8 protein-coding genes are annotated in these 13,532 nt (G+C 60.4%); 1 reads left to right on the plus strand and 7 read right to left on the minus strand.

The window, feature by feature from the left end; all coding sequences use genetic code 11:
* Positions 1-18 precede the first annotated feature (18 nt).
* From QMK52_RS07535 to aspA, 7 genes are all read right to left on the minus strand, one after another.
* Positions 19-4,626 carry a dermonecrotic toxin domain-containing protein gene (locus tag QMK52_RS07535; protein WP_320403976.1) on the minus strand — a complete coding sequence of 1,536 codons (4,608 nt, stop codon included), beginning with the start codon at positions 4,624-4,626 and terminating at the stop codon, positions 19-21.
* A gap of 151 nt (positions 4,627-4,777) precedes the next feature.
* Entirely contained in the window at positions 4,778-5,869 is a 1,092-nt protein-coding gene (locus QMK52_RS07540) for a polyamine ABC transporter substrate-binding protein (protein ID WP_005792549.1), read from the minus strand.
* The gene (locus tag QMK52_RS07545) at positions 5,866-6,900 is read right to left on the minus strand and encodes a histone deacetylase family protein (RefSeq protein WP_005792548.1); all 1,035 of its coding nucleotides are present in this window, start codon (positions 6,898-6,900) and stop codon (positions 5,866-5,868) included. The genes QMK52_RS07540 and QMK52_RS07545 overlap by 4 nt, the downstream gene beginning before the upstream one ends.
* A 132-nt stretch (positions 6,901-7,032) precedes the next feature.
* Complete coding sequence (locus QMK52_RS07550) at positions 7,033-8,025, minus strand: AraC family transcriptional regulator (RefSeq protein WP_005792547.1); 993 nt, start codon at positions 8,023-8,025, stop codon at positions 7,033-7,035.
* A 49-nt stretch (positions 8,026-8,074) separates the two neighbouring features.
* Positions 8,075-9,052: an asparaginase gene (locus QMK52_RS07555; protein WP_005792546.1), complete on the minus strand. Its 978-nt coding sequence runs from the start codon at positions 9,050-9,052 to the stop codon at positions 8,075-8,077.
* Between the two features lie 76 nt (positions 9,053-9,128).
* Complete coding sequence (locus QMK52_RS07560) at positions 9,129-10,574, minus strand: alanine/glycine:cation symporter family protein (protein WP_320403977.1); 1,446 nt, start codon at positions 10,572-10,574, stop codon at positions 9,129-9,131.
* A gap of 392 nt (positions 10,575-10,966) precedes the next feature.
* A complete protein-coding gene (gene aspA, locus QMK52_RS07565; RefSeq protein WP_003195657.1) occupies positions 10,967-12,391 on the minus strand; it encodes an aspartate ammonia-lyase in 1,425 nt (474 codons plus the stop codon).
* A 183-nt stretch (positions 12,392-12,574) separates the two neighbouring features.
* Between aspA and QMK52_RS07570 the strand changes: the two genes are divergently transcribed.
* Positions 12,575-13,486, plus strand: coding sequence for a LysR substrate-binding domain-containing protein (locus QMK52_RS07570; protein ID WP_005792544.1), 912 nt, complete (start codon positions 12,575-12,577; stop codon positions 13,484-13,486).
* Positions 13,487-13,532: the final 46 nt, after the last annotated feature.

Genomic DNA, 13,532 nt, shown 5'->3' on the forward strand with positions numbered 1-13,532 from the left:
TACGATCCGGCACTGAGGTTACTTCACTTTGAAAAACAACCGCTGGGCCTGGTCCCGGTTTATTTCGCTGAGGTAGAACGCGGTTTTTTGCTGTTCGTTGAGGCCGTCAAGACTGTCGGCATCTACTCCCCGGGCGTGCTCTTGCGGGGTTTTCAGGCGCCCCCTGAGAAAAGCCCTGGCGGGCACCCATTCGGCCGAATAATGGAAGTGTGCATACCACAGCACAGTTTTATCACTGCGGTTACTCAGGGTGTACTCATCCAGGTAGACCTTGACAGGCCCTTTGAGCCGGCGGCGCTTGACGGTTCTCTTGATTACGATCTCGTTGTTTTGCTTAAGCCATTCCACGCTACTGATGGTGGGTGGGCGTTTCTTGATCATTTGCAGTTTCTGGCGAGCCGCCTCTTGATAGAGTGCCTGCGCCGCTTCGCCCAGTTGTTTGTTGACCAGAGCCGCAGAGCCCCCGTTGCTCTCGGTGGAGTTGCTTTGGGTCAGGGCCTGCTCAATGTTTGCAGAGGCCTGTTCCAGTTTTAACGCGTGCTCGTGGTACAGCCATTCGATGCCAGTAGCGCTGCGCTCCGGTTTGATCGCCTGTTGGCCAGTGCGCTGCTTGAAGGCCCCCAACCCGTCCAGAAGCTTCTGGGCCAGGCTGATACTGGTGGCGACGTCCAGAGTAGTGGTGGTAGTGGTGGTCTCGACGGGATTGACGTGCTGCACCCACACACCTGGGGTTTTTTCGTGGAAGGTCGCCATGATCTGCTGGTTGAGAGGAGAGATGACATCCACCATGCCGGTTTCATCGCCGGCCTCTGTCAGTCGTGGTATTCCCACCAATACCCCGTTGTAGCGCGTGTGAATGATTTTTTGCTTTGCTCTTGGCGGTGTTAAAGGCGGCGTCGGGCGGCTTCTGAGCGTGTCCCGATCCGCGTGCAGCAGCTCCAGGCTACCCAGGGTTTCGCGGTAGAAATCGCGGATTTTTTCGCGCAGGGTCGTGATACGTGCAGGCAGCGCTGCGTCAGGAAACTCGTCGGGGAAATCCTGCAGGCGTTCGTCGATGATCTTGAACTGTTCGACCAGGCTGCCAAGGGTTTCGATGCGTTCATCCAAGCGCGCCTGGCTACGCTCCATCGACGTTTCATGCAAGGCCTGAATCGACAGGTTGGCGGTGTCGACGATGGTGTCAATGGCACTCCAGGCTGACGAGGCTGTGGCGATGCTGTCGCCGTCCAGGCATAAGTTGCGCGCCAAAGACACTTGCAAGGCCCTGAGGTCGCGGGCGGTGTAGCTTGGCAATTGACTCCGGTAGTTGCGAATTTGCTCGAATCCCAGCTCACCCAGCGCTTTGAGTTGGGTAAGCCGCGATTGGCTGTAGTTCAGGCGCTGGATCATGTCCTGGCTCAATTCGCTCATGATGCGGGCATCGTCGATATGACGTTCCTCTGGATGGCTGATTTGATGTTCGACCTGGTCCAGCACGGTTTTGAGTTTAGGTGTGAAGGCGACTTGCGCTTCGGTGATACCGGTCCGGGTCAGCTCCAGTTGGGCGTTCACGTAGCGGATTGCGTGTTGCTGATAGTCCGCGCTGGGCGAGAACGTATTCAATATCTTGAGCTGTTGCAGTGCCTTCTCGTAGTCGCTGCTCTGGCTCTTGAGTTTTTGCAGGTAGGTTTGGCGGCTGACTTCGGATGAAGTGGATGACGCGGTGTCCGACATCGCCAGATGGGCCTGCTGCAACTCCAATTGCGCAGTGGGTTTGTTTTGTTCAAATAGCGTCAGGCGTCTTTTGGCTTCTATCGCGTTGATCTCAGCTTTGGATTTTGACTGTTCCTGCAGCTGCTTGGAACCGGCGCCGCGCAGGCGCAGACGAGTGTCGATGAACCATTGGCCCTGAGCGTTGTGAATCAACGCAGGTCCTGTTCGACCGGGCTGCTTCGGGTCGATGATGACTACCGCTTCATCTTCACCGGCACTGACCTCAAACCAGCGTTCCCCCACAGGGGCGTAGTACTTTTGTGCCTGATGAAAGAGATGCTGGTACTGGTTTTTTGCGGTTTGCGCCGCGCCGAGGCCTTGCGGTTTGCTGACCTTGAAGCTGTCGAGCACGGTTGCGAGTTCGCTGGGTATGCGCTTGATTGCGCCGCTGGTGTGCAGGTGCGGTAAATGTGTGGCCGGCAACTCCTTGGTCAGGGTCACCTCTTGTTTGATCGTGACCTGCTTTGTGCTGGTCGCTTTGGTCCGCTTTGGCGTGGTCTTGCGTGGGTAGCCGGTACGGTGGCTGCGGCTGGCGGCGTGCAACGTGATCGCCATGCCGAGGTTCAACAGGACATCGGTGAGTGCCGACCACTCGGCTTGTTTTTCGTCGTGGTCATGCGCTTGCACAAAGGTTTGCAGCTGATCGACCACCTGCCAGATCCAGGCGCCCGTGCCGATGGTGCGCCCCAGAAACGGCAGCACCCCATTGAAGATCACCCAGCCTGCGTGTTTAAAGGTCGCCCAACGGCTTTCGGCGTTGGACACCGATTGGCGGTCGGCCAGTTCTATCAGGGCCTGGGCATTGGCCTTGAACATTGTGGTGAATCGATCACCGTTGAGTACTTCGGTGCCCAAGGTCATTGGCCCGCTCATGGTCCATAGCTTGTCGGGCTCCACCAGGTAATCGGCGACCGCCCAAGGTGAAGGCAGCGAGCCGGGAAATACATAGTTGGTATAGTCGCTGCGGACCGCATCCGGCAGCCAGGCCAAGACCGACTCGCACAAGCTGCTCGATTGCGCGATCGTATAGATGAGGTTGGCCGGCGACGGGAACTGCATCAGGGCCGGCGTGAACAGCGGCCGGTACAAAAGGCATGGCCCGGCCGCCGGGTCTTCGGGGCCTATCACGTACATGTTGGCGACCGTGTCCACAGAGGTATCCGTGCGCCGGGTGGGCACGAAGGCCAAGGGCCTGAGTACGATGGTTTGCCCGTCCACTTTGCTGTCAGTGGCCTTTTCTTGCATCACGGCGGTCACATAACGGTAGCCACGCTCGTCAATGTTGTCTTCCTGGCGGATCTTGGCCTGCAAGGCCTGCATCGGCAGTTGGATACGCAGGTGTTGGCTATATAGCGTATTACGGCGTGCAGATTCCCGAGTGTCATCCAGCAGCTTTTCCTTGATCAGCGCAGGGTAGGTACGGCCAATATCGGCATCGGTGGCCAGCGATTCAAAATAGGCAGGGGTCATCCACTCAGGCAGGTTTGAACCATTGCTGGTCTTGACGACTTTGTTACCGACGGGCACTGCAATCAGGTTTTGCAGGGCCAGTTCAACCAGGCTGAACCTGTTGCTCTCAACCTGGCCCGGGACGACGAAAGTGCCCCACACGACCGGGCTCTCTATTTGCAGGAAGATCTTCTCCAAGGGCAGGTTAGTGCTATCCGGGTGGTCCTTGATCACCTTTGCCTTGATGACCTTCAACGCGTACGCCTCGATAGTAGGGACGTCGTCCAGGAACGACCGACCGGCATTCTGGTTATGCAGCGCGGCGAGGTCTTTGAGGTGCCGAGCATAGAAATTCGAGTCGCTGGGTGAAGCATTTGTCAGCCAGTCGGGCATCTGCTCGCGGTACCAGGCCAGATCCGGGCTGCTTTGCGCAGGCGGCGGGGCAGCAGCAGGTGGCGTGCCCAGTGCCATATCGACGTTGTTGGTTTTGCGCAGGTCGGAGAAGTCGATTTCAGCGATGGTATCGATCTGCAATGACACCAATGCACAGGCTTGGTGATCAAAGAAATTGCCATCCGGTTCAAACAGACGCCATTGGATTTGCGGGTCCGTGACAGAGCCCGACAGGTGCGCGGGCAAGGATTGGCCCAGGAGCTCCAGCGAAGGAAACTTTTCATAACCCTTGAGCAGCGAATGCGTGAGGACTGTGGTTTTGCCTTCGTGTTCGCCGATCAATACCGCGATGATCACATCATTGACGTGCTTGACCTGCCCTTCATCGTCGACTCGGTCGATATCAACCAGGCAAGCCCTGAGCTTGTAGAGGTCGTTGCCCTTTCTGTCGGCTTTGTCGGGGTGAGTGAACAGGGCGCGAGCCATGGCACACTCGGTGGCGGTCCAGTCATCGGCGGCCTCGACATTCCACACCGTGCGCAGCAGGTTCGACAGCTCGTGCCAATGTGGGCCGCTGCCGTTGGTTTGATTCCAATAGTTGATCGTTTGTTGCTGATAGGCCCGCAGCATCGAGGGCGCCAGTTGGTTGATGGTCTTGGCGATTTCATTCACGCGCACGGGCAGGTGTACTGCCGGCTCGATGATCGGTTGCTGCGTGAGAAAGTGCTCGCCCTGAAGGTACAAGATCGGCACCGCCAGCACTGCCTGCCTGGCAAGGATGTCACTCAGAGCCTGGTACTCGGTGGGGCCGGCGCTGACCCGGTCGTCATCCAGGTTCCAGGTGGGCGTTGCGAGCATGACGGTGTCCGGGTCGATATCCAGCGTCGGGTACTGCTCCTGTAGCGCCTCGCGCAGCAGCAGGGTTGCAGTCTCCCTGAACGAAGGACCTGTAGAGAATTGGGTGAGCAGCGCTATGCGTGCATCCTGACGTGATGTGTTCGAGGGCGTGGTCGTTGAAGCGGGGGCGTTCATGGTGAGGCTTCCCTGTCTGGCCGTTTGGTGGAACCAGCCCTGAGGTCAAGGCTAGAAATTTCCATGCTAGGGCGCGGCCACACAGAGAGGCGGTGCTTAGATAGGCCACCTTCACAAGCGCATTCGAAGGTACACGTCAAACCAAGGTGCTTCAGGTGCCGGATTTGATCCTGGTCCAAGCCCTTGTCCTGGCGCGTTCGGCTTTGCTGTCCAGGGGGATGAGGGTGTAGAGCGTGGCCATGGCGGTGTCGGTCGGGTACAGGTTGGGGTTGTGGCGAATGGCCGGGTCGACCCTCTCGGTAGCGTCCTTGTTTGGGTTGGGGTACCCGACGAAGTCACTGATGGGTGCGATCACTGTGGGTTGCAGCAGGTAGTTGATGAAGGTGTAGGCGTCGTCCGGGTTTTTGGCGCCTTTGGGAATGGCGAGCATGTCGAACCAGATCGGCGCGCCTTCCTTGGGCAGGCGCATGTCCACGGTCACGCCATTCTTGGCGTCTTTGGCACGGTTGGCGGCTTGGGAAAAACTGCCGGAATAGCCCACCGCCACGCAAATATCCCCGTTGGCGATGTCGGCCATGTATTTGGAGGAGTGAAAGTAAGTGATATACGGGCGGATCTTTATCATCAGCGCTTCGGCCTTGTCGTAGTCCTTGGGATTGTCGCTGTTGGGGTCCAGGCCAAGGTGTTGTAACGCCAGGGGCAGGATTTCCGAGGGCGAGTCCAGCAGTGCGACGCCGCATTGCTTGAGCTTGCTGAGGTTTTCCTCCTTGAAGATCAGGTCCCAGCTGTCCACGGCGGCGTTGTCGCCCAGGGCTGCCTTGACCTTGGCTGGGTTGAAGCCGATCAGGATGGTGCCGTACATGTAGGGCACGGCGTATTGATTGCCGGGGTCGTTGGCTTCGATCAGCTTCATCAGCTTGGGGTCCAGGTGTTTCCAGTTGGGCAACTGGCTTCGATCCAGGGGCTGGAACACACCGGCTTCGATCTGCTTGGCCAGGAATACATTGGACGGCACCACCACGTCATAGCCGGAGTTGCCGGTGAGCAACTTGGCTTCCAGGGCTTCGTTGGTGTCGAAGATGTCATACACCAACTTGATCGACGGGTGCTGGGCCTTGAAGTCTTCCAGCGCCTTGGGCGTGATGTAGTCGAACCAGTTGTAGACCTTCAGGGTTTTTTCTTCGGCCTGGGCTGCGCCACTGACAACCACGGCGCACAGGGCGAGCGACTTGAGTATGTTCATTGGGCTGCTTCCTCGAAACCTTCCAGCACGTTGACGGCGTTGATTCCGATTTCCTCCACTGCGTAGCCGCCTTCCATCACGAACAGCGTGGGCTTGCCCAGGCGGGCAATGCGCGCGCCCATGGCCAGGTAGTCCGGGCTGTCGAGCTTGAACTGCGAGATAGGGTCGTCCTTGAAGGTGTCCACGCCCAGGGACACCACGATGATGTCGGCGGCGTAGCGCTCGATCTCTGTGCAGGCTTGTTCAAGCGCTGCGCTCCAAGCCTCCCAGCCTGCACCTGCGGGTAGCGGGTAATTGAAGTTGAAACCTTCTCCGATGCCTTCTCCCTGCTCATCTGCATACCCGAGGAAGAACGGAAACTCTGCCTCCGGATGGCCGTGGATCGAGGTGAACAGCACGTCGTTGCGTGGGTAGAAAATCGACTGCGTGCCGTTGCCGTGGTGGTAATCCACGTCGAGGATCGCGACCTTTTTGCAGCCCTGATCAAGGAACGCCTGGGTCGCGATGGCTGCGTTGTTTAGGTAGCAATAACCGCCCATCAAATCGCTGGCGGCATGATGCCCGGGCGGGCGGCACAGCGCGAAGGCACTGTGGGCGCCCTGCGCGATGGCGGCCTGGGCTGTGAGGGCGACTTGCGCGGCGCTGTAGGCCGCTTGCCAGGTGCCGGCGGTGATCGGCGCGCCACCGTCGAAACTGTAATAACCCAATTGGCCGTGCAGGCTGGTGGGCATCACGCGGCGCAAGGTGCGGGCGGGCCAGGTGTAGGGCAACAGGTCACCGTCCTGGCCGTATTCGGTCCAGCGTTGCCAGGCGCCCTTGAAGAAGTCCAGATAGTCGCGGCTATGAACGCGTTGCAGCGGCGCCAAGCCGAAATCCTGCGGTGCCTGCACCGGTCCCAGTTCCCGCGCCTTGACCCGTTGCAGCACGTGGTCGGCACGCGAGGGCATTTCAAAGCAGGGCATCAGTTGCCCGTCCATCAGTTCACAACGGCCGTGGTGCAGGTGGTGATCGTCCGAGTAGATCGTCAGCATTTTTTGTTCTCCGCAGGCTGTATCGGTGCATGCAGTCTTGCGGCGAGCGCGGTTTATGAGAACGTCAGGAGAGGCCAAAAGGGGATCAATGTGGCCAATTTGTGTGTCCGTAATTCGCCCCGCATTGGGGCGTCATGCGCGAAATTGGCTCGGCGTTACGCCGCTCCAGCGCACGAAGGCATGCCTGAAACTCGCCGTTTCGCTGAACCCCAGCGTCTCGGCAATTCGGTGGATCGGCCACAGGTTCTCAGCCAACAACTGTTTGGCGCGTTCAAAGCGCAACTCATCGAGCAGTTCCTGATAGCTGCAGCCCAGGTCATGCAGGTGCCGGCGCAGGGTGCGCGCCGAACAGTTCATCTGCTGCGCCAGGCCATCGAGCCCAGGGGCGGCGTGCAGTTGTGCGGCCAGCAACTGGCGGATTCGCCCCAGCCAGGCCTCGCGCCCGGTGAATTCGGTATTTTGTTTGCGGCAACGTTCGACCATGGCCTGGTGGGTGACCGTGTCGGCCAGGGGCAACGGTTGGGCAAGCCAGCGTTTATCAAAGGCGAACGCGTTGGCGATAGCCTGAAACTGTAGCGGGCAGTCGAAGCTCTCGGCGTAGCGCGCCTGATAATCCGGCGCGTCGTGCTCAAAACGGGCGCCCAGCAAGGGCAGGGGATGGCCGAGCAGGTCGTCACAGATGACCTTCAGTGATCCCAGACACAACTCGACATTGAAGGCGGTCAGGGCCGGGTTTTCGCGGTAGTCGCCGGCCGTGAACCAGATACGTTCGCCGTCTTCCTCCAGGCTCAGTTCGAAGAGTGTTCCCAACAGCGCCGGATACCGCAGGGCCAGGTGCAAAGCGTCACCGAAAGTGGCACTGGTGAGCAGGGCATAGCCCAGTATGCCGTAGGAAGAAACATGCATACGCCGGCCAACGATCAGGCCGATATCGCGCTGACGGGCCACGGCATTGGCGCACACTTGCATCTCTTGGTGCGTGGCGATGCGCGTGTCGGCGCGGCTCAAGTCCGCCGCGCAGATGCCGCTGCCGGCCAGCAACGCTTCGTGGGGCAAGCCTTCGGCCTCGAAGGTACTGAGTACCAAGGACACGGCATTGAGGGTGGTGAGGTGGGAGTGCAGCATGGGAACTTCCAGCCAGGAGAGGCTGGAAGTAGAGCAAGTTACATGCCGGTCAGCTCAGTTCGCCGCACAGGTCCAATTCCACCAGGCGACGGATTTCGCTGGTCTCCAGCCCGGCACCGAGCAGGGCGTTGAGCTTGCCGAACGCTGCCTCGCGGGTCATGCCGCCACCGGACAGTACGCCCACATCGCGCAGGCGGCTGCCGGCCTCGTAGACGTCCAGCTCTACACCGCCTTCATGGCATTGGGTGATAGCAACCACCACCACATCCTGGTCCTGCGCACGTTGAAGGCTGGCCAGGAAGGCTGGGTTGTCACTTGGCCCGGTGCCGCTGCCGAAGCACTCCAGTACCAACGCCTGAATGCCGCTGCCGATTACGGCGTCCAGTTGCGCGGCATCAATACCCGGCACCAACGGCAGCACGGCGACATTCGCCAAGGCTTTGGGCTGACGGTAATCCAGCGCGGCCGGCAGGGACTCGGCGCGGGCAATGCCACCCTGGCGTTGCAAGGTCGCAAACGGATTGCGCCCGAAACTGCGAATTTTTGCGCAACGGGTCGGCGCCATCAGCGCGCCGTGGAAGTACAGGTGTACACCCGCTGCCAGGCCTTCGCCCAATGCGGCCAAAGCACCGCTGACATTTTCCCAGGCATCGCTGTCCGGCACGCCGGCCGGCAACATCGAGCCGGTGAACACCACCGGTGCGGGCAAGCCCAGCAATTGGAAACTCATGGCCGCCGCGCTGTACGCCAGGGTGTCGGTGCCGTGCAGGATCAGCACCGCGTCGCAGCCGTCGTCCACGGCTTCAACCACGGCGGTACGCAGGCGCTGCCAGTAGGCAGGGGTCATGTTGGCGCTGTCGATCAGTGGCGACATTTCCTGGAAGCGCCACGCGGGCACTGGCGCGTCGGCAAGCTGTTCGCGCATACGCGCCTCAAAACCTGAAGCGGGCGCCAGGCCATTGGCGCTGGCCTGCATGCCGATGGTGCCGCCGGTGTAGAGCACCATCACGTTGTTAGCTGGTTGCATGAGAAATCTCCTGAACGAAAAACGCCGCCGGGCCCAGAGCATGCCCAAGGCCGGGCGGCGTGTCATCTAGCGGTGATCAACGTTGCGCTTGAGCGCTCAGTTCAGCCGAGGGTGCTGCTTCAGGCTTCACCGGATTGGCCGGCCAGGCCTTGCGGTCCAGGTCCAGGTCGGGGAACTGGCTGGAATCGAACACCGGAGTCTTGATGCCCGCCGCGCGCTGGTTGTCGTAGTCGTTGAGGATGCGCATGGCGATCTTGAACAGGAACGCCAGGGCGAACAGGTTGACGAAGGCCAGCATGGTCATGGTGATGTCGGCGAAGGCGAACACGGTGCTCAGGTTCTCGATCGAACCCCAGAAAATCAGCACCAGCACCAGTGCGCGATAGCCCATCAGCACCTTGCGGTTATTGCCGACCAGAAAGCGCAGGTTGCTCTCGCCCAGGTAGTAGTTGTACATGATCGAGGTGAACACGAACAACGCCAGGGCCACCGAGATGAACATGCGGCCCCAGTCACCGACCACCGCCGCCAGGGAGTTCTGGGTCAGGGCAATACCGTCGCCTTCAAAACCCGGGGTGTAGAAACCGGAGAGCAGGATCAGCAATGCGGTGCAGGTGCAGATGATGAACGTGTCGAGGAACACACTGAACGCCTGCACCACGCCTTGGGCAATCGGATGTTCTACCGAAGCCACCGCCGCAACGTTGGGTGCGCTGCCCAGGCCGGCCTCGTTGGCGAACACGCCGCGCTTCACACCCATGATGATCGCGCTACCGACCAGGCCGCCGAAGGCTTGGTCAAGGCCAAAGGCGCTCTTGACGATGGTCGCGAGCATGGCCGGCACGTGGTCGAATTGCAGCACGATTACGTACAGGGTCACGGCGATGTAGACCAGGGTCTTGACCGGCACCAGCAGGTCGGCAATCGAAGCAATACGCTTGATCCCGCCAATGAACACCAGGCCCAGCAACACCGCCAGCGCCAGGCCGGTGTAAGTGGTATCCAGACCGAAGGCGTTGTTCAGCGAGTGGGTCACGGCGTGGGCTTGCAGGCCGTTGAAGGCAAAACCGAAGGTCACCAGCAGCAGGAACGCCATGACCATCCCCAGCCAACGCTTCTGCAGGCCGTGCTGGATGTAATAGGCCGGGCCGCCGCGATAGGTGCCTTCAGCGTCGGTGCGCTTGTACAACTGGCCGAGGGAGCACTCGATAAAGCTCGAAGACATGCCCACCAGCGCGGTGACCCACATCCAGAACACCGCCCCCGGACCACCCAGGGTCACAGCAATACCGACACCCGCGATGTTACCGGCACCCACGCGGCCGGCCAGGCTGAGCATCAGCGCCTGGAACGAGCTGAGTTGACCGGCGCTGCTCTTGAGGCTGTCTTTAAACACCGAGAACATGTGGAAAAAGTGACGCAATTGAACGAAACGCGAGCGGATCGTGAAATAACCGCCGAGCCCGACTATGAGCACGATCAGTACTTTCCCTGAGAGGAAGTCGTTGATGACTTCGAGCATGGAGTGTTCCTCGCTGATTTTTCTGATGGCAAACGCAGGACGGTCCGACGCATCGCTCAGCACCAGGCAGTGCACGACGCTTCGATCCCCATCCTTTTGCGGGTGTTGTTATTCATGCGGTTTCGCGTGGTACCCGGGCCTCGTTACCGATGGCCGCAGACGCGAGAGGGGCGGCACTATACCTAGGCGAGACTGATCCGTCTGCACGGGCTGATTAAAGGTTTCAGCCACGCGGTGGCAAGCAAGGTGGGTTTGCAGGGCGATATTGGAGTTTTTATGGGCTTCATTTCACAACCTTGAGGCAAAAAAAAGGGCCTGAAGAACGAGCCTTCAGGCCCTCAAAAGGTGAGAGGTGTCTAGTCCCTCAGCCTGGTGAGCGGTGCAACAAACGCTTAGGCCTTCAGCGGGACCAAGCGTGGAGCGATCATGTTTTCCGGGCGCAGGATGTCGTCGAGCATGGCGTCGTCGAGCAAGCCTTCTTCGCGCACCAGTTCCAGCACGCCGCGGCCGCTTTCAAGAGCGATACGCGCGATGCGGGTGGCGTTTTCATAGCCGATGTAGGGGTTCAGCGCGGTGACCAGGCCGATGGAGTGCTCCACCAGTTCGCGGCAGCGTGCTTCGTTGGCGGTGATGCCGACGATGCAATGCTCGCGCAGCATGTCCATGGCGCGTTGCAGCAGGCGGATCGAGTCGAAGATCTTGAAGGCGATCAGCGGCTCCATCACGTTCAGTTGCAGTTGGCCGCCTTCGGCTGCCATGGTCAGGGCCAGGTCGTTGCCGATGACCTGGAATGCCACCTGGTTAACGGCTTCCGGAATCACCGGGTTGACCTTGCCGGGCATGATCGAGCTGCCTGGCTGGCGCGCCGGCAGGTTGATCTCATTGATGCCGGTGCGTGGGCCGCTGGACAGCAGGCGCAGGTCGTTGCAGATCTTCGACAGCTTCACCGCGGTACGCTTGAGCATGCCCGAGAACAGCACGAAGGCGCCCATGTCGGAGGTGGCTTCGATCAGGTCAGCCGCCGGTACCAGCGGCTGGCCGCTGATGGTGGCCAGGCGTTGGACGGCCAGGGCCTGGTAGCGTGGGTCGGCGTTGATGCCGGTGCCGATGGCGGTGCCGCCCAGGTTCACTTCGGTGAGCAGCTCCGGCGCCAGGGTCTTCAGGCGCGCCAGGTCTTCACCCAAGGTGGTGGCGAAGGCGCGGAATTCCTGGCCGAGGGTCATCGGCACGGCGTCTTGCAATTGGGTGCGGCCCATTTTCAGTACATGGCTGAACTCGGCGCCTTTGGCGGCGAACGCCTGGATCAGGCTGTCGAGGCTGGCCAGCAGCGCGTCATGGCCCAGCAGCAGACCCAAGCGGATCGCGGTCGGGTAGGCGTCGTTGGTCGACTGCGCCATGTTCACGTCGTTGTTGGGGTGCAGGTATTGGTATTCGCCTTTCTGATGGCCCATGGCCTCCAGCGCGATGTTGGCGATGACTTCGTTGGCATTCATGTTGGTTGAAGTGCCAGCGCCGCCTTGAATCATGTCCACCACGAACTCTTCGTGGAAATCGCCGCGGATCAGGCGGGCACAGGCTTCGCTGATGGCAGCGTGCTTGGCTTCGCTGAGCTGGCCCAATTCGCGGTTGGCGTCAGCTGCTGCTTGCTTGACCATTGCCAGGCCGACCACCAATTTCGGGTAATGCGAAATCGGAACGCCCGAGAGGCGGAAGTTGTTCACCGCTCGCAGGGTCTGGATGCCGTAATACGCTTGAGCAGGTACTTCGAGTACGCCAAGCAGGTCTTTTTCTGTACGGAAAGATGCAGCAGAGGACATGACGGAAATCATCTCGATATGGACCCGGAACTGGCCGGAACGCTGCGAATGCTAGGCTTGTAGAAGTTTTTGGGCCAATGCTGTTAAACACTGGGCTATGCACAAACGGCATAATGCGGATGTGACCCAGCCATGATGGCGGGCGTGTGTGCCAAAATGGTGCATTCGGCGTGGGAGGCAATGATGAACCTTGAAAGCAAATGGCTGGAAGACTTCAGCGCCCTGGCGGCGACCCGCAGCTTTTCCCAGGCTGCGGAACGGCGCTTTGTGACCCAGCCGGCGTTCAGCCGGCGTATCCGCAGCCTGGAAGCCGCGTTGGGCCTGACCCTGGTCAACCGCTCGCGCACGCCCGTGGAGCTGACAGCGGCGGGGCAGTTGTTCCTGGTGACGGCGCGCACCGTGGTCGAACAGCTCGGTGAAGTACTGCGGCATTTGCATCACCTGGAAGGCGGGCAGGGTGAAGTCATGCAAGTGGCTGCCGCCCACTCCCTGGCACTGGGCTTCTTCCCGCGCTGGATCGCGCAACTGCGCAACGAGGGTTTGAACATCGCCACCCGACTGGTCGCCACCAACGTCGGCGATGCGGTGCACGCCCTGCGTGAAGGCGGCTGTGACCTGATGCTGGCGTTCTACGACCCGGACGCGGCGATGCAGATGGACGCGGAAATCTTCCCGTCGCTGCATCTGGGCAACACCGAGATGCTCCCGGTGTGCGCCGCCGATGCCGATGGCAAACCGCTGTTCGATCTGGAAGGTGAGGGCAGTGTGCCGTTGCTGGCCTACAGTGCTGGTGCGTTCCTGGGGCGTTCGGTGAACCTGTTGCTCCGCCAACGCGCCCTGCGTTTTACCACCGTGTACGAAACCGCCATGGCTGACAGCCTCAAAAGCATGGCGCTGGAAGGCTTGGGGATTGCCTGGGTGCCGCAGTTGAGTGTGCGTGCCGAACTGGCGCGTGGCGAACTGGTGGTGTGCGGCGGCCCGCAATGGCATGTGCCGCTGGAGATTCGTCTGTATCGCTGCGCGTTGGTGCGCAAGGCGAACGTGCGGTTGCTGTGGCGCAAGTTGGAGGGTGGGGCGGCGAGTCCTGGAGGTTGAAAAAGATGAAGGCCGCGGGGTTGGACCTTCACCTTTATTTGGATGG

Source organism: Pseudomonas sp. P9_2, from assembly GCF_034008255.1.
Taxonomy (GTDB): Bacteria; Pseudomonadota; Gammaproteobacteria; order Pseudomonadales; family Pseudomonadaceae; genus Aquipseudomonas; species Aquipseudomonas synxantha_A.